Annotated in this window: 26 protein-coding genes and 1 tRNA gene; 8 read left to right on the top strand and 19 right to left on the bottom strand. The window is 66.0% G+C overall.

Features of this window, described 5'->3' with window-relative positions:
* Both DN412_RS33070 and aptA read right to left on the bottom strand, forming a co-directional pair.
* A partial coding sequence (locus DN412_RS33070; protein WP_115215434.1) for an aldehyde dehydrogenase family protein occupies positions 1-219 on the bottom strand: 219 nt, incomplete at its 3' end.
* Between the two features lie 107 nt (positions 220-326).
* Positions 327-1,658: an omega-aminotransferase AptA gene (aptA, locus tag DN412_RS33065; RefSeq protein WP_115215433.1), complete on the bottom strand. Its 1,332-nt coding sequence runs from the start codon at positions 1,656-1,658 to the stop codon at positions 327-329.
* Positions 1,659-1,995: 337 nt separating this feature from the next.
* Between aptA and DN412_RS33060 the strand changes: the two genes are divergently transcribed.
* Both DN412_RS33060 and dmeF read left to right on the top strand, forming a co-directional pair.
* Entirely contained in the window at positions 1,996-3,444 is a 1,449-nt protein-coding gene (locus DN412_RS33060; RefSeq protein ID WP_115215432.1) for an aminotransferase-like domain-containing protein, read from the top strand.
* A 419-nt stretch (positions 3,445-3,863) separates the two neighbouring features.
* Positions 3,864-4,865: a CDF family Co(II)/Ni(II) efflux transporter DmeF gene (gene dmeF / locus DN412_RS33055; RefSeq protein ID WP_115215431.1), complete on the top strand. Its 1,002-nt coding sequence runs from the start codon at positions 3,864-3,866 to the stop codon at positions 4,863-4,865.
* A 36-nt stretch (positions 4,866-4,901) separates the two neighbouring features.
* Here the strand turns inward: dmeF and DN412_RS33050 are convergent, their stop codons facing one another.
* The 4 genes from DN412_RS33050 to DN412_RS33035 form a co-directional block, all read right to left on the bottom strand.
* Positions 4,902-5,345, bottom strand: a complete 444-nt coding sequence (locus DN412_RS33050) for a GNAT family N-acetyltransferase (protein WP_115215430.1) — start codon at positions 5,343-5,345, stop codon at positions 4,902-4,904.
* Between the two features lie 317 nt (positions 5,346-5,662).
* Positions 5,663-5,737: transfer RNA gene (locus DN412_RS33045), tRNA-Cys, on the bottom strand.
* Between the two features lie 84 nt (positions 5,738-5,821).
* Positions 5,822-6,298 carry a bacterioferritin gene (gene bfr / locus DN412_RS33040; RefSeq protein WP_078195028.1) on the bottom strand — a complete coding sequence of 159 codons (477 nt, stop codon included), beginning with the start codon at positions 6,296-6,298 and terminating at the stop codon, positions 5,822-5,824.
* Positions 6,299-6,589: 291 nt separating this feature from the next.
* Complete coding sequence (locus DN412_RS33035; RefSeq protein WP_115215429.1) at positions 6,590-7,900, bottom strand: MFS transporter; 1,311 nt, start codon at positions 7,898-7,900, stop codon at positions 6,590-6,592.
* Between the two features lie 186 nt (positions 7,901-8,086).
* On the opposite strand from DN412_RS33035, the gene DN412_RS33030 reads away from it, so the two are divergent.
* Positions 8,087-8,722 (top strand): TetR/AcrR family transcriptional regulator, encoded by a 636-nt coding sequence (locus DN412_RS33030; protein WP_115215428.1) that lies wholly within the window; start codon positions 8,087-8,089, stop codon positions 8,720-8,722.
* 48 nt (positions 8,723-8,770) lie between these two features.
* Here the strand turns inward: DN412_RS33030 and DN412_RS33025 are convergent, their stop codons facing one another.
* A complete protein-coding gene (locus DN412_RS33025; RefSeq protein WP_115215427.1) occupies positions 8,771-9,181 on the bottom strand; it encodes a MerR family transcriptional regulator in 411 nt (136 codons plus the stop codon).
* A 100-nt stretch (positions 9,182-9,281) separates the two neighbouring features.
* On the opposite strand from DN412_RS33025, the gene DN412_RS44910 reads away from it, so the two are divergent.
* Entirely contained in the window at positions 9,282-9,521 is a 240-nt protein-coding gene (locus tag DN412_RS44910) for a GDCCVxC domain-containing (seleno)protein (protein ID WP_115215426.1), read from the top strand.
* A gap of 25 nt (positions 9,522-9,546) precedes the next feature.
* Positions 9,547-9,783: a YgiT-type zinc finger protein gene (locus DN412_RS46030; RefSeq protein ID WP_115215425.1), complete on the top strand. Its 237-nt coding sequence runs from the start codon at positions 9,547-9,549 to the stop codon at positions 9,781-9,783.
* Positions 9,784-9,874: 91 nt separating this feature from the next.
* Here the strand turns inward: DN412_RS46030 and DN412_RS33010 are convergent, their stop codons facing one another.
* The 6 genes from DN412_RS33010 to glmU all read right to left on the bottom strand — a co-directional run bounded on the left by DN412_RS33010 (position 9,875) and on the right by glmU (position 16,072).
* Positions 9,875-10,252, bottom strand: a complete 378-nt coding sequence (locus DN412_RS33010) for a hypothetical protein (protein WP_115215424.1) — start codon at positions 10,250-10,252, stop codon at positions 9,875-9,877.
* A gap of 253 nt (positions 10,253-10,505) precedes the next feature.
* Positions 10,506-10,793, bottom strand: coding sequence for a pentapeptide MXKDX repeat protein (locus tag DN412_RS33005; protein WP_115215423.1), 288 nt, complete (start codon positions 10,791-10,793; stop codon positions 10,506-10,508).
* Between the two features lie 65 nt (positions 10,794-10,858).
* The gene (locus DN412_RS33000) at positions 10,859-11,632 is read right to left on the bottom strand and encodes a molybdopterin-dependent oxidoreductase (protein WP_115215422.1); all 774 of its coding nucleotides are present in this window, start codon (positions 11,630-11,632) and stop codon (positions 10,859-10,861) included.
* An 18-nt stretch (positions 11,633-11,650) separates the two neighbouring features.
* A complete protein-coding gene (locus tag DN412_RS32995) occupies positions 11,651-12,280 on the bottom strand; it encodes a cytochrome b/b6 domain-containing protein (RefSeq protein ID WP_115215421.1) in 630 nt (209 codons plus the stop codon).
* A gap of 475 nt (positions 12,281-12,755) precedes the next feature.
* Positions 12,756-14,594, bottom strand: a complete 1,839-nt coding sequence (glmS, locus tag DN412_RS32990; protein ID WP_115215420.1) for a glutamine--fructose-6-phosphate transaminase (isomerizing) — start codon at positions 14,592-14,594, stop codon at positions 12,756-12,758.
* A gap of 113 nt (positions 14,595-14,707) precedes the next feature.
* Positions 14,708-16,072 (bottom strand): bifunctional UDP-N-acetylglucosamine diphosphorylase/glucosamine-1-phosphate N-acetyltransferase GlmU, encoded by a 1,365-nt coding sequence (glmU, locus tag DN412_RS32985; protein ID WP_115215419.1) that lies wholly within the window; start codon positions 16,070-16,072, stop codon positions 14,708-14,710.
* Between the two features lie 290 nt (positions 16,073-16,362).
* On the opposite strand from glmU, the gene DN412_RS32980 reads away from it, so the two are divergent.
* A complete protein-coding gene (locus tag DN412_RS32980) occupies positions 16,363-17,190 on the top strand; it encodes a DUF6279 family lipoprotein (protein ID WP_115215418.1) in 828 nt (275 codons plus the stop codon).
* Positions 17,191-17,368: 178 nt separating this feature from the next.
* Here the strand turns inward: DN412_RS32980 and ttcA are convergent, their stop codons facing one another.
* The 3 genes from ttcA to DN412_RS32965 all read right to left on the bottom strand — a co-directional run bounded on the left by ttcA (position 17,369) and on the right by DN412_RS32965 (position 19,753).
* Complete coding sequence (ttcA, locus tag DN412_RS32975; RefSeq protein ID WP_115215417.1) at positions 17,369-18,313, bottom strand: tRNA 2-thiocytidine(32) synthetase TtcA; 945 nt, start codon at positions 18,311-18,313, stop codon at positions 17,369-17,371.
* A 109-nt stretch (positions 18,314-18,422) separates the two neighbouring features.
* A complete protein-coding gene (locus tag DN412_RS32970) occupies positions 18,423-18,824 on the bottom strand; it encodes a dihydroneopterin aldolase (protein ID WP_011614433.1) in 402 nt (133 codons plus the stop codon).
* Between the two features lie 86 nt (positions 18,825-18,910).
* On the bottom strand, positions 18,911-19,753 hold the full coding sequence (locus tag DN412_RS32965) for an SDR family oxidoreductase (protein ID WP_115215416.1): 843 nt from the start codon (positions 19,751-19,753) through the stop codon (positions 18,911-18,913).
* A gap of 15 nt (positions 19,754-19,768) precedes the next feature.
* On the opposite strand from DN412_RS32965, the gene DN412_RS32960 reads away from it, so the two are divergent.
* Positions 19,769-20,956: a class I SAM-dependent methyltransferase gene (locus tag DN412_RS32960; protein WP_115215415.1), complete on the top strand. Its 1,188-nt coding sequence runs from the start codon at positions 19,769-19,771 to the stop codon at positions 20,954-20,956.
* Between the two features lie 7 nt (positions 20,957-20,963).
* Complete coding sequence (locus DN412_RS32955; protein WP_078194922.1) at positions 20,964-21,158, top strand: DUF2905 domain-containing protein; 195 nt, start codon at positions 20,964-20,966, stop codon at positions 21,156-21,158.
* 9 nt (positions 21,159-21,167) lie between these two features.
* On the opposite strand, the gene DN412_RS32950 is transcribed toward DN412_RS32955, so the two are convergent.
* The 3 genes from DN412_RS32950 to DN412_RS32940 are packed head-to-tail and all read right to left on the bottom strand — an operon-like array spanning position 21,168 to position 23,996.
* Entirely contained in the window at positions 21,168-22,022 is an 855-nt protein-coding gene (locus DN412_RS32950; RefSeq protein ID WP_115215414.1) for a carbohydrate ABC transporter permease, read from the bottom strand.
* Between the two features lies 1 nt (position 22,023).
* Complete coding sequence (locus DN412_RS32945; protein ID WP_244222881.1) at positions 22,024-22,971, bottom strand: carbohydrate ABC transporter permease; 948 nt, start codon at positions 22,969-22,971, stop codon at positions 22,024-22,026.
* Positions 22,968-23,996, bottom strand: coding sequence for an ABC transporter ATP-binding protein (locus tag DN412_RS32940; protein WP_115215413.1), 1,029 nt, complete (start codon positions 23,994-23,996; stop codon positions 22,968-22,970). The genes DN412_RS32945 and DN412_RS32940 overlap by 4 nt, the downstream gene beginning before the upstream one ends.
* Positions 23,997-24,018 lie beyond the last annotated feature (22 nt).

The raw sequence follows: 24,018 nt of genomic DNA, 5'->3' as shown, positions 1-24,018 counted from the left end.
GCGGCGCAGCGGCGGGGTGTCGGCCCAGGCGGGGAAGGCGGCCTTGGCGGCGGCGACGGCATCGGCCACGTCCTGCGTGGTGCCGAGTGCCACGCGCGCGGCGACTTCGCCGGTGGCGGGGTTGAACACGTCTGCCTGGCGTTGCCCGCCGGCGCGGCGCACGGCGCCGCCGATGTAATGGTGGATTTCAGCCAGTTGCCGGTTTTCTGCGATGCTCACTTGGGATTTCCTTCAGTTGCCGCGGCACGCGCGTCAGCGCGCCGCGGCCTGAGACCAGGGAGGCCGGACCCGCAGGTCCGGCGGCCATGCGATGCGGCGTGCGCCGCTTACCTGATGTCCTGCAGCGCCTTCTTCACCGTATCGAACAGCTCGCCGATCTGCGCTTCGGAGATGATCAGCGGCGGCGAGAACGCCAGGATGTCGCCGGTGTAGCGCACCAGCACGCCCAGCTCCAGGCACTTCAGGAAGGCCTCGTAGGCGCGCGCGCCAGGCTGGCCAGGACGCGGTTCCAGCTCGATGCCGGCGACCAGCCCATAGTTGCGGATGTCCTTCACGTGCGGCGCGCTGCGTACGCTGTGTACCGCGGCCTCGAATACCGGCGCCAGTTCGGCGGCGCGGCCGAACAGGTTCTCGCGCTGGTACAGGTCCAGCGTGGCGATCGCGGCCGCGGCGGCCAGCGGGTGGCCGGAGTAGGTGTAGCCATGCAGCAGTTCGATCGCGCCCGGCGCGGCCGAATTGACCACGGTGTCATGCACTTCGCGGCGCACGGCGACGGCGCCCATCGGCACCGCGGCGTTGTTGATCGCCTTGGCCATGGTGATCAGGTCCGGCGTCACGTTGAAGCGCTCGGCCGCGGTGGCGGCCCCCAGGCGGCCAAAGGCGGTGATCACCTCGTCGAAGATCAGCAGGATGCCGTGCTTGCTGGTGATCTCGCGCAGCTTTTCCAGGTAGCCGACCGGCGGCACCAGCACGCCGGCAGAGCCCGCCAGCGGTTCGACGATCACGGCGGCGACGTTGGACGGGTCGTGCAGCGCCAGGATGCGCTCCAGCTCGTCGGCGAGGTGCGCACCCCATTGCGGCTGGCCCTTGGAGAAGGCTGCCTCGGCAATATTCAGCGTGGCCGGCAGATGGTCGGTGCCCGGCATCAGGTTGGCCGAGAACGCCTTGCGGTTGGGGCCGATGCCGCCCACCGCCATGCCGCCGAAGCCCACGCCGTGGTAGCCGCGCTCGCGGCCGATAAAGCGCGTGCGCTGGCCTTCGCCGCGCGCGCGGTGGTAGGCCAGCGCGATCTTCAGCGCGGTGTCGACCGATTCCGAGCCCGAGTTGGTGAAGAAGATGCGGTCCAGCCCCTGCGGCATGATCGCGGCGACCTTGGTGGCGGCCTCGAACGACAGCGGATGGCCCATCTGGAACGGCGGCGCATAGTCCAGCGTGGCGGCCTGGCGCGCCACCGCCTCGGCGATTTCCTTGCGGCAGTGGCCGGCGGCCACGCACCACAGGCCGGCGCAACCGTCCAGGATCTGGCGCCCGTCGTGGGTGGTGTAGTACATGCCGCTGGCCGACGCCAGCAGGCGCGGCGCCGCCTTGTACTGGCGGTTGGCGGTGAAGGGCATCCACAGGGCATCGAGATCGGGAATCACGGTCTTGGCGGCGTCCATACGTCCTCCTGGGGGAAACGGGTCGATCGGGTCAGATTGGCGGGTGGCGCGCTGTCGGGCAGCGCGGTGGCAATGACGGCCACTCTACCGGCGCCTTCCGGCCGACAAAATATACAGTCCAGACAACCCTGCCTTACCGTACAGTTTGATCACGCCAAACCGTACAGGCAAGCATCGTTGCGGCGCCCGCTTCATGCACGCTGCCACGACTGGCATCGGCTCGCGGTGCGCCCACGCCACGCTGCACTGCGGCAAATTTCACGTAATGGAAAACCACCGCGCGCGGGTCCGCCGGCAGCCGCTAAACTGTACAGGTTCACGCCTGTCCGAGTGCCTGATGCTGACCCTGAACCTGACCCGCAGCCGCCGCGACGGCGACACCCTGACCGAGCAGATCGTCGCCGGCATCGCCGCGCTGGTGGAGCAGCGCGCGCTGCGCGCCGGCACCGCGCTGCCCTCGGTGCGGCGCTTTGCGCAGCACCACCACGTCAGCACCTTCACCGTGGCCGAGGCCTACGGCCGGCTGACCGCGCTGGGTTACCTGGCGGCGCGCCCGGGCTCGGGCTATACCGTGGCCCACCGCCATGCCCCGGCCGGGCACGCGCGCGCGCCGCAATGGGAAGCGCCGGGGCTGAATGCGGCGTGGCTGCTGTCGGACGTGTTTGCCGACCATTCGGTGCCGATCAAGGCGGGCGCGGGCTGGCTGCCCGGCGACTGGCTCAACGAGGAAGGGCTGCACCAGGCCATGCGCGCCTCGGCGCGCGTGCCGGCGGCGCAGCTGTCGGGCTACGGCCATCCCTACGGCTTTGCGCCGCTGCGCGAGCATATTGCCGCGGGCCTGGGCCAGTACGGCATTCCGCTGCAGGCGCAGCAGGTGGTGCTGACGCAGGGCGCGACGCAGGCGCTGGACCTGGTGGTGCGCACGCTGCTGCGCGCCGGGGATACGGTGCTGGTGGAATCGCCCTGCTACTGCAACCTCTTGCAGATCCTGCGGCTGGCGGGGCTGCGCGTGGTGGGCGTGCCGCGCTCCGCGGCGGGGCTGGACACGGATGCCCTGGACGATGCGCTCCGCACCCACGCCCCGCGCGCGCTGTTTATCAACACCGTGCTGCAGAACCCGACCGGCGCCAGCCTGAGCAGCATGAACGCCTTCCGCGTGCTGCAGCTGGCCGAGCAGCACCGGCTGCTGGTGGTCGAGGACGATATCTACCGCGAACTGGCCCCGGCCGGCTCGCCGATGCTGGCGGCCATGGACGGGCTGTCGCAGGTGGTCTACATCAACGGCTTTTCCAAGACCATCACGCCCTCGCTGCGCGTCGGCTACCTGGCAGCCAGCCCGGACCTGGCCAAGGCCTTCGCGCGCACCAAGATGGCGGTCGGCCTCACTTCATCGGAGGTGACGGAGCGGCTGGTCTATTCCGTGCTGACCAGCGGCCACTACGGCCGCCACGTGGCGGCGCTGGCCGAGCGGCTGCGCGCGCAGCAGGATCGGGTGACGGAGAAGATGGAAGCCCACGGGCTGGAGGTGCTGCTGCGCCCTGAGGGCGGAATGTTCGCATGGGCGCGCCTGAACGAGGCCGTGCTGGCCGCCCGTCGCGGCGTACCGCTGCACGGCAACCGCCTCGCCACGCTGGCGCTGGAGCATGGCATCTGGCTGGCGCCGGGCTCGTATTTCGAGCCGGATGAGACCGACTCGCCGTGGATCCGGTTCAACGTGGCCACCGGCGATGCGCCACAGCTGTGGCAGTTCTTCGACAGCCTGGCGCAAGCGCAGCGCGCGGCTTGATGTGGATGGATTCAGGCCCTGGGCCGGCTGGCCGGGGGGTCAGCTCCAGAGGCGCTCGACGAGCCAGCCGGCGGTGGCGCAGACGCCTACCCAGGCGGCAAGACAGGTGGCAATAAAGCGATAACTCATCTCGAAATCAGCAACAAAGATGTGATGGGAATGTGAATTTTTCGCTGAATCATACATCCATTCATGTATGTATGTAAGGGGAAAGTGGAGTCTCCGCGTGAATTGTGGGGCTTTTCGTAACGCAGAAAGCACTTGCGGCACTGCCCAGGGGCGGCGGGGACATCGGGCTTGCGCCCCTGCCGCCATCAGGGACGCCTCGGGCGCACGGCCGCTGCTCTGCTACGCTTGGCGCGTGCCCGGCCTGATGCCGGGCCACCCGCACCGCTTCAAGCGCACCACAGGATCCGACAATGCATACCCACGACCTGTCCGCCTGGACCCACAGCCACGCCTTTGACGCCGGCAACCGCGCCGCCGAGCGCGGCACGCGCCTGGTCATGGTGATCACCGCCATCACCATGGTGGTGGAGATCGCAGCCGGGCTTTGGTTTAACTCGATGGCGCTGCTGGCCGATGGCTGGCACATGAGCTCGCACGCCCTGGCCATCGGCCTGTCCGCCTTTGCCTATGGCGCCGCGCGGCGCTATGCCGGCGACGGGCGCTTTGCCTTCGGCGCCTGGAAGATCGAAGTGCTGGCCGGCTTCGCCAGCGCGGTGTTCCTGCTGGGCATCGCCGCGCTGATGGCGGCGGGATCGGTCGAACGGCTCTTCACCCCACAGGCCATCCACTATCGCGAAGCCATGGCCGTGACCGCGCTCGGCCTGCTGGTCAACCTGGGCTGCGCGCTGATCCTGGGCGGCCATGCGCATGGACACGACCACGGGCATGAGGATGGCCACCACCATCATGGCCACGGCCATGGCCACCAACATGGGCACCAACGCGACCATGGCCACGGCCACCACCACGACATCAACCTGCGCGCCGCCTATGTGCACGTGCTGGCCGACGCCGCGACCTCAGTGCTGGCGATCGTCGCGCTGGCCGGCGGCTGGTGGCTGGGCTGGGCGTGGCTGGATCCGGTGATGGGACTGGTGGGCGCGGTGCTGGTCGGCAGATGGGCCATCGGCCTGCTGCGCCAGAGCGGCACGGTGCTGCTGGACCGCGAGATGGATCACCCGGTGGTGGAAGAAGTGCGCGAGGTGCTGGCAGGCCTGGACCACGGTGACGAAAGCACCCGCGTGTCAGACCTGCATGTGTGGCGCGTGGGCCGGCAGCAGTTTGCCTGCATCGTCTGCCTGGTCACGCATGACGCCGCGCTGACGCCGCAGCGCGTGCGCGAGGCGCTGTCCGTGCATGAGGAACTGGTGCACGTGACAGTGGAGATCAGCCGCTGCGAGGGGGCGCACTGAACCTTGCACTATGGCGCGCCGCCGCCTTCCCTGGGTTCAGCTCAGCTCGCACCACATGCACAGCGGCGGCGTGTCCGCCCGGCGGTGGAATTCGCTCGATGACATGACTTCCGCCGGCAGCTTCGAGGCCGGCACCAGCGTAAAGCCATAGCGCGCGAAATAGCTCGGGCAGCTCGACGCCAGCAGCACCGCGCGCCTTGCGCCGTTGGCGCGTGCGCGCATCAGCGCGGCGCGCACTACGTGCGTGGCCACGCCCTGGTCACGGTGCTCGGGCAGCACCGCCACGGAACGGATCACCACGGTCTCGCCACAGCGCTCGCCGGCGGCGCAGCCAATGATCTGCGCCCCAAAGACGGCCACATGGAAATGCTCCAGTAGGCGTGGCACGTCGTCCACCGGCAGGCCGCACCGTTCCAGCACCTCTCCCACGGCTGGCGCGTCCGAGGGCATGGCCGCCCGGATCCGCAGGTCTTTGATCATCTGGAGCCTCTCCTTTTCACATTTCCTCGCGACGGGAACACCATGGAAGCCCGGACATGGCTGTGCCGCCATCAGGCGGCACGGGTTGCACGCAGGCCGGCAGGCCTGTCGGGCAACACTAACCGATTCGGTGTCATTGATCCATTGGGGAAGTAACGGAAAATGTGTGTCCGGAATTGCCTGCGGCATACCGGTCGTGGCGCGTGCGGCACAGGCCGGCCGCCGGTATGGCGAAGGCCGATGACAGGTGCAAGACAATCGGGGAAATTGCGCGGACGCGCCGGCATGCCCGGCACCATGTGCCGGGCAAGGAAGACTGGAGGCGGGGATCCGGAATCGAACCGTCGTACACGGCTTTGCAGGCCGTTGCATAACCACTCTGCCACCCCGCCGCTGACGCCGCGCCTGAGCGACGCTACGTGCTGCGGGCCGCAGTGTAGCGGGAAATTGAAATCTTTGCAGGAGACCGCGTCGGGCTAGCCGATGCTGCCCATGGCGGACTGGATGTAATTCTGCAGCCCGACCTTGCGCACCAGCTCCAGCTGCGCTTCCAGCCAGTCGATATGTTCTTCGGTGTCCGCGAGGATACCGACCACGATTTCGCGCGAGACATAATCGCCGACCGACTCGAAATACTTGATCGCGTCCTTGCAGCTGGCCTGCGACCCCTGCTCAAGCTTCAGGTCGCAGCCAAGCATTTCCTCGGTGTTCTCGCCCAGCAGCAGCTTGTCCAGGTCTTGCAGGTTGGGCAAGCCGTCGAGCAGCAGGATGCGCTCGATCAGCTTGTCGGCGTGCTTCATTTCCTCGATCGATTCGTCGTACTCATGCTTGCCCAGGGCGCTGAGTCCCCAGTGCCGGTACATGCGGGCATGCAGGAAATACTGGTTGATCGCGGTCAGCTCATGCCGGAGCTGAGCATTGAGTAACTGGATCACCTTCTTGTCGCTTTTCATGACTGCCCCCAACGACCCCTCAAAACGATTGAACTTACTCTCGGTTTCGAAATCGCGAAAACGCGCAGAGATTATCCCGCCGCGATTTTCATGGTAGTCCCGCAAGAGCGGACATCAAGCAAATTCGGCCTCGCCGTCGCATTTTTCCAGGGTTTTCACGCGCTGTTGCGGATGCGAATGTCAATGGTTTCCATTCGGTTTTCAAAAGCGCTTTGCGCGGCATTGTTTAAATACGAAAACGGGCAAGCCAGACGCGGTACCGGGCCGTAGATCGGCCCGCACTTTCGGGATTCAGCCAGCTGCCACCGCCGGCTGCCCCGCGTCCTCACGCGGCGGCAGGTGCGCGGCCAGCCGGCGGCGCGAACGCTCGGGGTCGACCACGTACAGCCCGGCCAGCGCCGCCACCACCATGATCGCGCCACACACGCCAAGGCCCAGTTCGAAGCCGCGTGCGCCCGGCACGTTCTGCACCAGCACGCCCGTCACCAGCGGCGCCAGCACGCCAGCCACCGACGACACCGAGGCATCGATGGCCAGGATCGCACCGCGCTGCCCCGCGGGCACCACCTCGGCCAGCATCGCCGGGCCCAGCGAATAGACCGCCGGTGCGCACACGCAGGCCAGCACCAGCAAACCCACCCGCATCGCCGGCGTGGTGTCCGGCCACAGCAGCAGCAGGAAGAATCCGCCGGCCAGCAGCAGCATGCCGGCAGACACCCGCCCGCGCGCCACCCGCGACGACACGCCGCGCGCCAGCAGGCGCTCGGAGAACCACGCAATGGCCAGCGTCAGCGGCAGGTTGGTGCCGACGATCAGCGCGAACAGCTTGCCGCTGACGGCGTGATCGAAGCCCAGCCCGCTCTGCAGGTAGGCCGGGATCCAGGTCAGGCACAGCGCCAGGCCCCAGTACGCCGCCAGCCGCAGCGCGAAGCAGCCAAGCACCGTGGGATCGCTCAGCATTACGCGGTACGGCAGGCGCTGCGGCGCGCTGCCGGCCGCAACGCCATGCGCGGCCGGAGGTTCGTCGAGTGCCCCTTCGCGCCCGAACGCCAGCCATACCACCGCCCACACTACGCCCAGCACCGCCAGCAGGTAGAAATTGCTGCGCCAGCCCCAGTGCGCGGCAACTGCCGGGATCAGCAGGCCCGCCAGCACGATGCCGATGCCAGCGCCCTGCGTCAGCACCGCCACGGGCAGGTTGCGCCGGCTGTTCGGAAACCATTTGTAGCAGGCGTGGATGGCGACCGGCGCGGCCGGCCCCTCCATGAAGCCAAGCAGGATGCGCGACACGATCAGCACCGCCAGGCTGGACGACAGCGCCAGCGGGATCTGGCACAGCGACCATGCCAGCGCCATGCAGACCAGCAGCCGCGAGGTCGGCGTGCGGTTGGCAAGAAAGCCCCCCAGCACGCCGGAAACCGCGAACAGCCAGAAGAAGCTGCTGCCGACCAGGCCGAACTGCGCCGGCGTCAGCCCCAGTTCATTCATCATCGGCGCGGCCAGCAGGCCCACCACCATCTTGTCCATGGCGTTGACCACCAGGAAGAAGAACAACAGCGCTGCGGTCAGCCACGCGCGGCGCGGCTGGTAAGACTTGGTCATGCGTGGTCTCCCGAAGGGCGCTCATCGGTATCCGGGCGGCACCTGATAGGCATGGCACCGCTCAATTCGTAATATGGATTACGTTTTCGGGCCAGTATGTTGGTCCGATACCGTTCACGACATCAGTAGAAACACCGACAAAACGGAACGGGCCCGTAGCCACGCCCGCTGGGAGAAAGGGTCGTCATGGAAGACAAGCTGACCGCGCTGGAAGGCCACGCGGGCTATGCGGTGCCGCGCTATTCGCGCGGACTGCGCACCACCCAGCTGCTGCTGGATGCGGGCCGCCGGCTATTGCGCGAGCGCACGCTGGAACAGGTCTCGATCCAGGAGATCTGCGCGCGCGCCGGCGTCACCACCGGCGCGTTCTACAGCCGCTTCGAGGGCAAGGAGAGCTATTTCAAGGCCTTGCAGGCGCTGTCGCTGGTCACCCTGCGTACAGCCATGGCGACGCGCCTGGCGCAACTCGACAGTTCCCCCACGACGCTGGAAGACGCCGTGCACACGCTGGCCCGCGACAGCCGCATCTGGGCCTACCGCAATGAGGGGGTACTGCGCGCGTCACTGGTTGTCCGCGTGACCATCGGCGAGGACCCGATCCGGCAACTCAACCGCCAGTACATGGACGACCTGGCTGTGCGCCTGGCGCGGCTGCACCCGGCGGGCGCCTCGCCGGACCTGGAACAGCGCATCCGCTTGGCGCACCAGGCGCTGGCCGGCACGCTGCTGTATGCGCTGATCAACCGCGAGAGCACCTTTGCACTGTCGGACCGGCGGCTGGACAGGGAGATGGCGCGGGCGTTCTTGTCGTACGTGTCATAACGGCCGGCCCTCGCCACGGAGCATGACGCACAAGGGCCTGAGCCGCGACTACTTTGGCCAGTTCGCCTCGCACAGGTTGGCAATCAACGGGCACATGACCTCGTCGCGATTGTCGCGGCATTGCCCAACCAGACTTCTCAACTCGGTCCGCAGCATCCGTAAATCGCGCAACCGTTCCTCGACGAGGTGCAGCTTTTGTTCGGCCAGCGCGCGCGCAGTTCCGCATTGGCTGCCGTCGTTCAGTTGCAGCAGCGTACGAACCTCGTCCAGGGTGAACCCAAGTGCCTGGGCCCGGCGAATGAAATGAAGCCGCTGCAGGCTGCACTCGGCATACTGACGAATGGCACCATGCACGCGTTCGGGTATCGGCAGTAATCCGCATCGCTGGTAATAACGAACCGTTTCCACGCCAACGTTGGCCGCCTTGGCCAACTGCCCAATTGTCAGGGTCGACTCCATCTCTTGACTCCGTACTCAGGTACGGACCTAGACTACGTGTAAACGGGTCGAAAAGGAAGTTTGACGGCGGGCCGATGGAGACTGTCAGGCAGGGAAAACAATGCGCACCTTCGAGTTGCAGTCAACCATTACCTGTCCCAGTTGCGGCCACAGCAAGACTGAGACGATGCCGACCGATGCCTGCCAGTGGTTCTACGAGTGCGAGGGCTGCGGAACGGTGCTTCGGCCCAGGGAGGGCGACTGCTGTGTGTTCTGCTCGTACGGCACCCGCAAGTGCCCTCCTGTGCAGCAACAGCAGGGTTCATGCTGCTCGCGGGCCAGCGCGCCCACCGCTGACTGACTCGCCACAACTTCACATCGCCATCATGCTATGCCCCGTGTGTGACAAGGCTGATCTGACCGCCATCACTCTGGAGATAGAAGCTCCTGAGCCAGACAAGACGATTGTGCTGAGGGCGATGCAGTGCCCTGCATGCGGCGAGGGAATCATCGAAGACCGCGAACTCCGCCTTGCAGTCGGCGAACCCCGACGTCATGAACTGGCATGCGAAAGCTCCCCAGGCATGACAAGTGCGGAGAGACCAGGCTGGCATTCCAGCTAGCCTGCACTCTCCGCAAAGCTCCTGCACTCAGGCTTCATTGCCACGGCCTTCGCCCTGGCAACGTCCCCTCGGTACGCCCGACGGGAGCAGCTTACTGGTTCTTCGTCTTATCCATGCTGGTCGCGGCCTTCGAGACATCGGGCTTCGCCATACCGGCCTCTGCATGGGCGGCCTTCGTCTTGCTCGCCTTGTGATGGGTGCCCTTGGCGGCTGACTTGCTGGCATCGGCCTTTACGTCAGCCTTCTCCTTAGTGGCGCTGGCCTGGGCCTTTACTTCATTGCCCTGCATGCCGGCACTCTTCGTGTTCTTGTCGGCCTTTGCCGGCGTGGTGCTCATCTCCTTGACGACCTTTGCCTGGTCTTTCGCGGCCCCGCCCTGCGGCTGCGTCGCGGAAGCTGGCACAGCAGTCTGCGCGAATACGGTACCGACGAGGGCGGCGGAGGCGAGTGCAGCGAACAGCTTCTTCATGACGTGGACTCCTGGGAAACATTCATCAGCTCGGCAATGCGCCTTGCTTACCGGAAAAAACGGTACAGCCGGCGCCCGAGTTGACCCACAAGTCGTGACAATCCGTAAGTTCTGCAACCAGCAAACATAAATCACGATGCCATCAAGCTCCACGGGAAACCTGCTGGATGGAAGCCTCAACCGCTGTCGTCCAACGGAAGCTGAGGCTTCATTTGCCTGATCGCCCAGGGCGATGGAACGTGCGTAAGACCTACTATTGTTTCGGGGCGTCCTTGCTCATCGCATCCTTGCCCATTGCATCCTTGCCCATCGCATCCTTGCTCATGCCTTCCTTCTTTTCCTGGGGCTTCTTGGCGTGACTCTTGCTCATTTTGTCTTTTTTCATGTCCATGTCGTCCTTCCCCATGGAATCCTTCGCCATGCTGCCGCTGGCACCCATGGCGCCCTTGCCCATGTCGTCCTTCTTCATTGCGTCCTGTGCCCATGCATGGCTGGCAAGCAACACCGCGGAGGAAAGCAGCAAAACCAGGCGTTTGTTCATGTTGTGCTCCTTGATTGGATTGATAGGGAGAAACCGGCAGACTTGCCGCTCAGGTTTCGGGGGGATCAGGATCCCCCAAACCAGTTGTATCCCTGGTCCTCCCAATAACCGCCGGGATACTTGTTAGTGACGTAGATCGCGACAATGTGCTTCGGGTTCTTGTACCCAAGCTTGGTGGGCATGCGCAGCTTCATCGGAAACCCATACTTCGGCGGCAGGCGCTCGCCGTCGTAAGTGAAGGTAAGCAAAGTCTGTGGATGCAGCGCCGTGGGCATGTCGATGCTGGTGTAGTAGTCATCCGCGCAGACAAAGCCCACGTATTTTGCAGTGGTATCGGCACCAACGCGCCTGAGAAAATCAGAGAAGCGCGTACCGCCCCACTTGCCGATGGCACTCCACCCCTCCACACAAATATGGCGAGTCACCTGCGACGTCTGCGGCAACGCGTAGAGTTCCTCCAGGGTCCATGCCGCCTTGCGCGAGACCAGGCCACCGACTTCCAGTTGAAAATCACTGGCATCTACCTCTGGCACATCAGCAAGGCCGTAGAAGGCATTGAATGGAAACGGCCGCGTCAGCCTTGACTCGGGATAGGTCGGCGCCAGCCGGTCAGGATCAAACAGCCATCCCTGCACGCGGTCATTGAAGCGCGAGACTGCCATCAGGAAGGAATCAACCGACGATTCGTCGGTGATGCTGCAGCCTGTCAACAGCAGCAAGCCACCAAGCGTCATGGCACGCTTTCCGAACAGTCGGCGAGATGGCATGCTCAACTCGTGCGTTGCATCGTTCAATATCAGCTTGCGGTCAAGCCTGACGATTCGCTCAGCTTTGCTCATGACTATTCTCCGCATCGACTAGCGTCCGCGCAGCATGATGATGAGTGTGCGTGGTACCAGCAACACCATCACCACATGGATGACAATGAATAGCGCAATCGCGCTCATGCCGATGAAGTGCACCCAACGCGCAGCGTCGTAGCCACCCATCAATACACGTAGCGTGGGAAACTGAACCGACTTCCAGATGGCAAGGCCAGACAGCACCGTCACCACAATCACCACCACCACGCCCGCGTAGAAGAGCTTCTGGGCGGCGTTGTATTCGGCCAGATTGGGGTGCGCGAGCTTGCCTCGCATGGCGGCTGCAATGTCACGCAGCGCAGCGAGGATTGAAAGCGGGAAGAAGCGCCGCCGGAAACGGCCCGTGACGATATTCATCACCAGATAGAACAGGCCATTGGCGACAAGCAGCCACATCGCCGCAAAATGCCACTGCAGGCCCCCGGCAAGCCAGCCGCCCAAGGTAATTGCATTGGGAAAATGGAAGCCGAACAGCGGCGATGCGTTGTAGATGCGCCAGCCGCTAAGCATCATGATGAGCACAGCAACGACGTTCAGCCAGTGCGTGATGCGAACCCATGCAGGCTGGATGGACTGGCCGTGCGGCACCAACTTGTCGGGCGATACCTGGTGGGCATTTTTCACTTGCTTTCTCCGACGCCAGGCGGCATATCGGTGACCGCCTTCTTCACCACGTTCGTCGTCCCAGGCGCCCAGACCTGACAAGGTCAACGCATTATTGCCCTGTCACCCTTGTTCCGCTGCTGGAAAATGCGGCAAACAGCACTTGTCAGCTCGGGAAATCCACGCCGGTTCGCCATTTGAAAAAAGAGCGACACGCGCATTCACGATAGGAGACTCTGTGGCTCAGGTCGAGAGGCCGAGCGAGGTCGGCACGTCGGAAAACTGCAAAAGTGAATGATTGGGGGTCGGAACTCAAGAAATCCGGGCTCCAACCCGGCCGGCTTGGCGTGCAAGGCGCCGCGCCGGCGATGCCATCAGAAGCGCCCAATTCCGCCCCGGTCTTGGGATTCCGGGGCGGTGGCTGGGCAGACTTAATGCAGGTTTTGGTGACTTCTGATGGAAAGGCCGCACGCAATCTGGCGATTGCAGGCGTGCCTTACTCCACCGTCACCGACTTCGCCAGATTACGCGGCTTGTCGACGTCGGTGCCGCGTGCGCAGGCCGTGTGGTAGGCCAGCAGCTGCAGCGGCACCACGTGCAGGATCGGCGACAGGTCGCCGTAGTGCTCGGGCAGGCGGATCACCTGGATGCCGTCGGACGACTGGATCTGCGTGTCGCTGTCGGCAAACACGTACAGGCGCCCACCGCGGGCGCGCACTTCCTGGATGTTGGACTTGAGCTTTTCCAGCAGTGCGTCGTTGGGCGCGACGGTGACCACCGGCATGGCCTCGGTGACCAATGCCAGCGGACCGTGCTTGAGCTCGCCGGCCGGATAGGCCTCGGCGTGGATATACGAGATTTCCTTGAGCTTGAGCGCGCCTTCCAGTGCAATCGGGTAGTGCAGGCCGCGGCCGAGGAACAGGGCGTTCTCGCGGCGGGCAAAGTCTTCCGACCAGGCGATGATCTGCGGCTCCAGCGCCAGCACGCCATGCAGCGCGGCGGGCAGGTGGCGCAGGTTGGTCAGGGCCTTGGCCTCGGCGTCTTCGGTCAGCAGGCCGCGGACCTTGGCCAGCGCCAGGGTCAGCATGTAGAGCGCGGCCAGTTGCGTGGTGAAGGCCTTGGTCGAGGCCACGCCGATTTCCGTGCCGGCGCGGGTCAGGAAGCGCAGTTCGGTCTCGCGCACCATGGCGCTGGTGGCCACGTTGCAGACTGCCAGCGTGTGTACGTGGCCAAGCGCGCGCGCATGGCGCAGCGCGGCCATGGTGTCGGCGGTCTCGCCCGACTGCGAGATCACCACCACCAGCGCGCGCGGGTTGGGCACGGTTTCGCGGTAGCGGTATTCGCTGGCGACCTCGACCTGGGTCGGGATCTTTGCAATGCTTTCCAGCCAGTACTTGGCGGTGCAGCCGGAGTAGTAGCTGGTGCCGCAGGCCAGGATCAGCACGCTGTCGATGCCGGCAAAGACCTCGGCGGCGCCGCTGCCGAACAGTTCCGGCGAAATGCTTTCGATGCCTTCCAGCGTGTCGCCCAGCGCGCGCGGCTGCTCGAAGATTTCCTTCTGCATGAAGTGCCGGTACGGGCCCAGTTCCACCGACGCGGCATGGGCTTCGACCACGCGCGCCTCGCGCTCGACCGCATGGTCGCCGGCGTCGTGGATGGTCACGCCGTCCAGCGTGATCTCGACCACATCGCCCTCTTCCAGGTAGATGATGCGGTTGGCGGTGCCGGCCACGGCCAGCGCGTCGGAGGCCAGGAAGGCCTCGTTCTCGCCCAGCGCCACCACCAGCGGCGAGCCGGCGCGCGCGCCGACCACGCGGCCGGGCTGGTCCTTGGCGAACACGGCGATGGCGTAGGCGCCGTGCAGGCGCTTGGTCACCGCGCGCACCGAAGCGAACAGGTCGCCGCGGGTGGCGCTGCTGGGGTAGGTGTAGGCCTGGTGGATCAGGTGGGCGACCACCTCGGTATCGGTCTGCGACTCAAAGCCGTAGCCGACCGCGCGCAGTTCTTCGCGCAGCGGCTCGTAGTTCTCGATGATGCCGTTGTGCACCAGCGCGATGGTCTCGCCCGACAGGTGCGGGTGGGCGTTGACGGTATCGGGCTTGCCATGCGTGGCCCAGCGCGTATGCGCCACGCCGGTGAAGCCGGACAGGCCCGACGCCTGCGTCTGCGCGTCCAGGTCGGCCACGCGCGACACGGTGCGCGCGCGCTCGACCGCATCGTCGCGCACGACCGCGACGCCGCACGAGTCATAGCCGCGATACTCCAGGCGGCGCAGCCCTTCGATCAGGACCGGAACGATATTGCGCGTGGAAACCGCGCCGACGATGCCACACATGCTGAACCCCCGTTTGCTGGCGCCTGCCCGTAGGCCTGTGGCGCCGGTATGAATCCTGTGGCGCCACCCGCTGGCGGCGCATGCCCTGGCCGCCCGTGGGCGGCCCCTGACGCTTACTGCTTCGGCTGCTTAACCGGACGCTGCCAGGCGTCGATGGTCATCTGCTTGGCCCGTGACAGCGTCAGCTTGTCCGCGGGTGCTTCCTTGGTCAGCGTGGTGCCGGCGCCAAGCGTGGCGCCGCGGCGCACCGTCACCGGCGCCACCAGCTGCGTGTCGGAGCCGATAAAGACATCGTCCTCGATCACGGTGCGGTGCTTGTTCACCCCGTCATAGTTGCAGGTGATGGTACCCGCGCCAATATTGACGCGCGACCCCACCGTGGCATCGCCCACATAGGCCAGGTGATTGGCCTTGCTGTGCGCCGCCACCTGTGCGTTCTTGACCTCGACAAAGTTGCCGATATGCACGTCCTCGCCCAGCTCGGTGCCCGGGCGCAGGCGCGCGTACGGACCGATGCGGCCGGCGGAGCCTACCCTGGCCTCATCAATATGGCAGAACGGGTGCACCTGCGCGCCGGCGCCGATGGTGCTGTTGCGGATCACGCAATGGGCGCCGATGCGGGCGCCGTCTTCCAGGTGCACGCGCCCTTCGAACACGCAGCCGACATCGATGGTGACATCGCGCCCGCAGCTCAGCTCGCCGCGCACGTCGATGCGTGCCGGGTCCAGCAGGGTCACGCCAGCTTCAAGCAAGCGCCGGGCCTGGTTGCCCTGGTGGATGCGCTCGACCTCGGCCAGCTGCAGCTTGCTGTTGATGCCAAGCGTCTCGCAGATCGCGGCCGGCTGGGCCGAGACGGTCTCCACGCCGTCGGCAACGGCGCGCTCGACGGTATCGGTCAGGTAGTACTCGCCCTGGGCATTGTCGTTGCGCAGCGTCGACAGCCACTTGCGCAGGTGGCCGGTGGGGCACACGATAATGCCGGTGTTGATCTCGCGGATGGCCTTTTCGGCCTCGGTGGCATCTTTTTGCTCGACAATGCGGACGATGCTGCCCGCGGCGTCGCGCACGATGCGGCCATAGCCGGTCGGGTCGGGCATTTCCACGGTCAGCACGCCAAAGCGCTGCGCGCCGGCTTCGGCCACCAGTGCCTGGAGCGTGGCAACGCTGGTGAGCGGCACGTCACCGTACAGAACCAACGTGGGCTGGTTGTCGTCCAACATGGGAAGTGCCTGCATCACCGCATGGCCCGTGCCCAGTTGCTGGGCCTGTTCGGCAAAGGCAACATCGTCGGCGGCGACGGCCTCGCGCACGCGCGCGGCGCCATGGCCGACCACGACCACCAGCCGCGACGGCGACAGGGCGCGTGCCGTATCCAGGACGTGCGCGAGCATGGGCCGCCCGGCTACCGGGTGCAGCACCTTGGGCATGTCGGAATGCATCCGCTTGCCCATGCCCGCGGCGAGAATGACGATATTCACAAGGAGACCCCTAAGTGAGTGTGTCCGAAAATATTCTGGAAAACGCCGGCCGGGTGTTTGGCCGGCTGCGCCGCCGGGGTGGGCGGAACGCTGCCGCCAAGCCTGCGCATAATCCCGCAAACCCTTGCCAGGACTTGGCTGGCGGTCATCAGGGCGGCCCGGCTGCAATGCGCGCCGATTTTAACATGGCGGTTTCTGCGCTACGGACCGCCGTTTCGGAATTTCACAATTGCCGGGCCCGGTGGATTTTCGCGATTCTGGGCGCGGCGGCATTGTGCGCCTGCAGCGCGATGAAGCTGGGATACCAGCAGGGCGACCGGCTGGCGTACTGGTGGATCGACAATTATGTCGACGTCACCGCGGCCCAGGAGCCGCTGACGCGCGAGGCCATCTCCCGCTTCTTCGCCTGGCACCGCAAATCGCAGTTGCCGGAAATCGCCAGCCTGCTGCAGCAGGCCAAGGCCGACGTGCGCCAGCCGGTCACGCCGGCCATGGTCGGGCACTTCCAGGACGCCTCGCAGGAACTGGCACGGCGGTCGTTCGAACAGGCCATGCCCGATACGGCTGACCTGTTGCTGACGCTCACGCCCGACCAGATCGCGCGCATGGAAAAGAAGTTTGCCGAGGGCAACGCCAAGTACCGCAAGAAATTCCTGAAGGCCGACCCGGCCGAGCGCGAGGACGCGCGCTTTGACAAGGTGATGGAGTACGCCCGCCTGATCTACGGCAGCTTCTCCAGCGAGCAAGAACAGGCCATCCGCACCAAGGTGGGTCCGGTGGTGCAGAATGCCGAGGCGCGCTACGCCGAGCGCGTGGCTCGCCAGCAGGAATGGCTCAGGATGGTGCGTTACGTGCAGGCCACCCAGCCGCCCAAGGCGCAGGTGATCGACCTGTTGAGCCGCTTCCGCGAATACTGGCAGAACCCGCCCGCCAGGCACGCCGCCAGCCACGAAGCCAGCAACAATGCCGGCATCGCGCTGACCGTGGCAATAGCCAACATGACCACGCCGCAGCAGAAGGCGCACGCGCAGGACCGCTTCCAGAAGTGGATCGACGACACCCATGCGCTGATGCGCGAGAAGGCGAACGCGCCAGTGCAGTCGGCGGCGACGAATTAGGGAATTGAAAAACCGATGAGGTGCTCCCTCTCCCGCTTGCGGGAGAGGGTTGGGGAGCGGGCCGGCGTTTCGACGAAGTGAAGCCTGTCGGTATGCCTGTGCCTGCCCTCTCCCCCAGCCCCTCTCCCGCAAGCGGGAGAGAGAGCAAACCGCCAGCGGGCTTGCGCTGCCGGCAGCCTTACTGCGTGCCGGCCTGCTCCGCCGCCGGCACAGCAGCGGCCGCGGGCGGGCGCTCGAAGCGCACGAACTCCATCCGGTTCTCTTCCACGCTGCCGGCGAACGTCAGCGGCTGCTGCTGGAAGGTCGTTTCGCCGAACAGTGACGCCTCGTCCACCTTGGCCAGGCCAGTGGCCAGCCCGGTGAACGGGAACAGGTCGGTATCGGCCAAGTGCGACGGCACCACGTTGCGCAGCGCCGCAAAGATATTGTCGATGCGGCCCGGGTTCTGGCGCTCCCAGTCCTGCAGCATCTCGCTGACCTTCTTGCGCTGCAGGTTTTCCTGCGAGCCGCACAGGTTGCACGGGATGATCGGGAATTCCATCGCGCGCGCGTACGACGCGATGTCCTTCTCCGAGCAGTACGCCAGCGGCCGGATCACGATGTGCTGGCCGTCGTCGGTCGACAGCTTGGGCGGCATCGCCTTCATCTTGCCGCCGAAGAACATGTTCAGGAAGAAGGTCTGGACGATGTCGTCGCGGTGGTGGCCCAACGCGATCTTGTTGGCGCCCAGCTCCTTGGCGGTGCGGTAGATCACGCCGCGGCGCAGGCGCGAGCACAGGGAGCAGGTGGTCTTGCCCTCGGGCACCTTCTCTTTGACGATCGAGTAGGTATCCGCCTCGACGATCACATATTCCACGCCGACCGACTTCAGGTACTCGGGCAGGATGTGCTCGGGGAAGCCAGGCTGCTTCTGGTCCAGGTTCATCGCGATCAGCTTGAACTGGATCGGGGCGCGCTTCTGCAGCGCCATCAGGACCGACAGCATGGTGTACGAGTCCTTGCCGCCACTCATGCAGACCAGCACGGTGTCGCCATCCTCGATCATGCCGAAGTCGCCGATGGCCTTGCCGGTTTGCGATTGCAGCCTCGTCTCGAGGCGGTAGAAGTTGTTCGAGTGGCTCATGGAGCATCCTGTTGCGTGGCGCCCGCCGGATGGAATGGCCGGCGCGGCGCGAAGGGGCAACATTTTACTTTAGGCGTCCGCAAGCTGCAGACAAGCAGGCAGCCGCAGTTCAGGCCTGCTTGATATGGAATACCTCGACGCCGACAGAATCGCAATCCGGGTACACGTCGGGCTTCTCGGTCGATACGCGCACGGCGCGCACCTTGGGGTGCTTGAGCATGGCGCGCGCCACGTCGTCGCACAGCGTTTCCTGCAGGTGCACGTGGCCCTGCGCCATGCGCTCGGCCACGGTGTTGCGCATGAAGTCGTAGTCGACCACTTCGTCGAGCTTGTCGGCCTGCGGGGTGCTCTGCGCCAGCGGTACGAACAGGTCGATATTGATCAGCACCCGCTGCTCGCCCTTCTTTTCGAATTCGTGCACACCGATATTGATCTGCACTTCATAGTTGCGCAGGAACATGCGTCGGCAGTCTTGCAGGCTGGGGTGGGAAAGGGCGGCGAGCATGGTCATGAGCGGGCTGCAGAAGGGAAAAAGGAAGCCGCGCCCGGCGGGCGCGGCACATCAGGGACTACGGTATTCGGTTGCTGGCTTCCAGCTTACTCGGTCAGGAACATCACGTCGCGCGCCAGCGGCATCAGGTGCTGGCCGCCGTCCACGTACAGCGTGGTGCCGGTCACGGCGCGCGCCTGCGCCAGGTAGGCCACCGCCTGGGCGATGTCCTCGGGCGTGGACGACTGGCCCAGCGGCGTCACGCGATGCGCGCGGCGGAAGCTCTGCTCGGACTGCTCGCCCGACACCAGCGTGATGCCCGGGGCCACGCCCACCACGCGCAGGCGCGGCGCCAGCGCCTGGGCCAGCTGCACCGTGGCGGTCTGCAGCGCGGCCTTGGACAGCGTGTACGACAGGAAGTCCGGGTTCAGGTTGTCGAGCTTCTGGTCCAGCAGGTTGATCACCACGCCGCGCGGCTCGGCGGCCTTGTCGTCGCCGGCAGCGGCCGCCAGGGCCTTGTGCAGCTCGCGCGCCAGCAGCAGCGGCGCGGCGACATTGGTACGCATATGCGTATCCAGCGACGCATACGAGAAGCTGGTCGCCACGTCGTACTGGAACAGCGAGGCGTTGTTGACCAGACAGGTGGGCACGCCCAGCGCAGCGGTGCAGTCCGCCACCAGGCGGCCGGCGGCGGCCTCGTCGGCCAGGTCGGCGCGCAGCACCGCGGCGCGGCGGCCCAGCGCGCGGATCTGCGTGGCCAGGGCCTCGGCCTCGTCCACCGAGCGATGGCAATGCACGGCCACGTCCCAGCCCTGCGCCGCCAGTTCCAGCGCGATGGCGCGGCCCAGGCGGCGCGCGCCGCCGGTCACGAGCGCCACGCCGCGGGCGGTGGCGCGCTGGCCGCCGGTTTGATCACTGGTCTGGCTGGCACGGGTATTGGATGCGGGCATTGCTACAATTGCAGGATGCAGAAAGCCGCTAGTTTACCCCTTCCGCCCGCCGACGCGCAGGCCGCTTCCGATACCCTTACGGCCCGTATTGGCGAATCCATCGATGCGGCCGGCGGCTGGATCGGCTTTGACCGCTATATGGCCATGGCGCTGTACGCGCCGGGCCTGGGCTATTACAGCGGCGGTTCGGCCAAGTTCGGGCGCGATGCCCGCGACGGCAGCGACTTCATCACCGCCCCGGAACTGAGCCCCTTTTTCGCCCGCACGCTGGCGCGCCAGTTCGCGCCGCTGCTGGCGCAGGGATTGCCGCGCCTGCTGGAATTCGGCGCCGGCACCGGCCGGCTGGCGGCGGACCTGCTGCTGGGGCTGGAGCAGGAAGGCCAGTTGCCGCAAACGTACGCCATCGTCGAGCTGTCGGGCGAGCTGCGCGCGCGCCAGCAGGCCACGCTGGCGCAACGCGCGCCGCACCTGGCGCAGCGGGTCACCTGGCTCGATACGCTGCCTGCCACCTTTGACGGCGTGATCGTCGGCAATGAGGTGCTGGATGCGATGCCGGTGCAGCTCTATGCGCGCAGCGGCGGCCGCTGGCATGAGCGCGGCGTGGTGCGCAGCCATGTCGGCGAGCCCGCCTTCCGCTTCGAGGACCGCCCACTGGCCGATGCCGACGTGCCCGAGGCGCTGTGCGCCATCCCCGGCGACCATGACCTCGTCACCGAGACCCATGCCGAGGCCGAGGGCTTCGCGCGCGCCATCGGCGCCATGCTGGCGCGCGGCGCGGCCTTCTTTATCGACTACGGCTTTCCGGCGAGCGAGTACTACCATCCGCAACGCGCCGGCGGCACGCTGATGTGCCACTACCGCCATCATGCGCACCCGGACCCGTTCCTGTACCCCGGCCTGCAGGACATCACCGCCCACGTGAATTTCAGCGGCATCGCGCATGCCGCGGTGGATGCGGGGCTGACCGTGGCGGGCTTCGCCTCGCAGGCGCGCTTCCTGATGAACGCGGGCATCACCGAGCTGCTGATGGAACTGGATCCGTCCGACGCAGGCGCCTTCCTGCCGCAGGCCAATGCGGTGCAGAAGCTGCTGTCCGAAGCGGAAATGGGCGAACTGTTCAAGGTCATCGCCCTGACGCGCGGGCTGGACGACAACGAGCCGCTGGCAGGCTTCGCCCGCGGCGACCGCTGCCACGCGCTGTAGGCCGGCCATGCTGCGCTGGACCTTCACCATCTTCTTCAGCGTGATCGTGCTGTCCGCGGCGTTGCCGTGGCTGCAGAAGATCGGGCTGGGACGCCTGCCGGGGGATGTGCGCTTCCGGCTGTTCGGGCGCGAGTTCGTACTGCCGTTTGCTTCGACGATCCTGCTGTCGATGGTTGCCCTGGTGATCGGCAAGCTGCTTTAGTCCACGGAATCACTTGATCGCACCGACGGTAAAGCCCGCGACAAAGCGGTCAAGGAAACTGTTGTAGAGCGCAGCCACCGGCACGCTGACGATCAGGCAGGCACCCATCAGGGACCCCCAGAAATAGACATCGCCCCGCACCAGGAACGTCGGCACGCCGACGCTCACCGTGTACTGCGACGAGCTGGTGATAAAGGTCAGCGCATAGACGAATTCCTGCATCGCCAGCGTGGCGCTGAAGATGACCACGGTCAGTATGCCGCTTGACGACAGCGGCACCACCACCTTCAGGAACGCGCCGAAGCGGCTCAGGCCGTCCATCATCGCGGCTTCTTCGATGTCGCGCGGCACCGCCTTGAAGAACCCCATCATCAGCCAGCTGCAGAACGGCACCGTGAAGCTCGGATACACCAGCACCAGCGACCACAGCGAATCCTGCAGGCCCAGCGCGCCGATGATGCGCGAGAACGGGATGAACAGGATAGTCGGCGGTATCAGGTAGGTCAGGAAGATGCCGATGGCCCACTGCCGGCCCCAGCGGCCCGACAGCCGGGCCAGGCTGTAACCTGCGGGCACGGCCAGGAGCAGCGTGATCAGCACCACACCGACGGCCACCACCAGGGTATTGAGCACCCAGCGCAGATAGCGGGTCTCGCCGAACAATATCCGCAGGTTCTCCAGCGTGGGCGGCAGGTTGAACAGGAACGGGTTGTTGGCGGTGTTGATCAGGTCATGCACATCCTTGAAGGTCGTGATCAGCATCCAGTAGAAGGGGAACGCGCAGAACGCCGCAAACGCGGCAAGGACGCCAAAATGGGCGCCGCGCGCCCCCCAACGTCGCCACGCGATGGCTGCGGGACCCATTTCAGGTCACCTCGGCGCGGCGCGCCACGGTCAGCAGCACGATCACGACCGCGACCAGCACCGGGAACAGGAACAGCGAGATGGCCGCCCCTTCCGCCAGGTCGCCGCCCTGGATGCCGGTGAAAAAGGCCAGGCTGGCCAGCACCTGGGTGGTGTCGTACGGCCCGCCCCGGGTCAGCACGTAGATGATGATCATGTCGGTGAAGGTGAACACGATGCCGAACAGCAGCGCCACCAGCATGATGGGCATCACCAGCGGAATGTTGATCAGGAACAGGTGCCGCCAGAAGCCGGCGCCATCCATGGCGGCGGCGTCGTGGATGTCCTGCGGAATGCCGCTCAGGCCGGCGAGGATGATCACCGTGGCCAGCGGCAGCAGGCGCCAGACGTCCACCATGATGACCGACATCATCGCCAGCTCCGGCTGGCCGAGCCATACCGGCCAGTCGTGCGGCCCCAGCACGCCGGCCGCGGCCAGGGTCCAGTTGATGATGCTGTAGACCGGATCGAAGATCCACAGCCAGCCGATGGTGCCGAGCGAGATCGGTGCCACCCACGGCAGCAGAATCAGCAGGCGCACCAGCCATTTGCCGCGGAAGTCCAGGTACAGAGCCATCGCCAGCATCTTGGCCAGCACCACCACCAGCGCCTGCGACACCAGCGTGAAGACCAGCGCGTTGCGCAGCGAACGCCAGAACGTGTTGCTTTCCAGCACGCGCCGGAAGTTCTCCAGGCCGACGAAGTGCAGCACCTGGCTGCCCACCGTGGCATCCGAGAGGCTGTAGTAGACCGACAGCAGGAACGGAAAGCCGACCAGCAAGGCGATGTAGATCACCGCCGGGGCAAGCATGGCGCGGCCAAGCCAGCGGTCGTCGTCGGTCAGGCGCTGCGCGGGCTGCAACGCCAGATCCGCCGCCGGCTGTCCGGTGGCGATGTACAGCGGCTTCACGGCGCGGCTCCCAGGCTGGCGCCGGATTTCGCATCGAAGCGGCGCAGGTCGCGCTCGCGCACGACGAAGCGGTGGCCGGTGCCGGCCTCGATCGGGACCGTCACCGTGCACGGAATGCGCGAGACCACGCTGGCCGGCGGCAGCGGCGCTTCCAGCCTGCCATACACCAGGCGGTCCGAGCCCAGGTTCTCGATGCGCGTCACGTCCACGGCAAAGGCGCGCAGCGCCTCCTCCGCGGGATAGGCTTCGCGCGGCAGCAAATGCTCGGGCCGGAAGCCGGTCACGACCCCGTCGGCCTCGATCAGGTTCATCGGCGGCGAGCCGATAAAGGTGGCGACGAAGAGATTGGCGGGCTGCTCATAGACCTGCTGCGGCGTGCCGGTCTGGTGGATCCTGCCGTGGTCGAGGATGGCAATGCGATCGCCCAGGCCCAGCGCCTCGATCTGGTCATGGGTGACGTAGATGGTGGTGATGGCAAGGCGGCGCTGGAACCGCTGCAGCTCGTCGCGCGCCGAGGTCCGGAGCTTGGCGTCCAGATTGGACAAGGGCTCGTCGAGCAGGAACGCCACCGGTTCGCGCACCACCGCGCGCGCCAGCGCCACCCGCTGGCGCTCGCCGCCGGACAGCTGGCGCGGCTTGCGCTGCAGCAAAGGGGCGATGCCGAACAATTGCGCGGCCCAGTCCACCTTGCGCCCGACCTCCTCGCGCGACATATGCCTGGCCCGCAGCGGGAAGGCGATGTTGTCGAACACATTGAGGTGCGGGTACAGGGCGTAGCTCTGGAACACCATCGCCATGTTGCGCAGCCTGGGCGGCAGCGCCGTGACGACGCGGCCATCGACCAGGATATCGCCGCGGCTGGGCGCCTCGAGCCCGGCAATCAGGCGCAGCAGCGTGGTCTTGCCGGAGCCGGACGGCCCCAGCAGGACCAGGAACTCGGCGTCGCGGGCGCCAAGGTCGACATTGTCCACCGCGTTGACGCCATCGAAATGCTTGCTGAGCGAGCGAACCTCTACGGAAGCCATGTCCAGTCACATACCGAGCCGC

Source organism: Cupriavidus lacunae (assembly GCF_003353055.1).
Taxonomy (GTDB): domain Bacteria; phylum Pseudomonadota; class Gammaproteobacteria; order Burkholderiales; family Burkholderiaceae; genus Cupriavidus; species Cupriavidus lacunae.
This window is presented reverse-complemented; position numbering and strand designations above follow the sequence as displayed.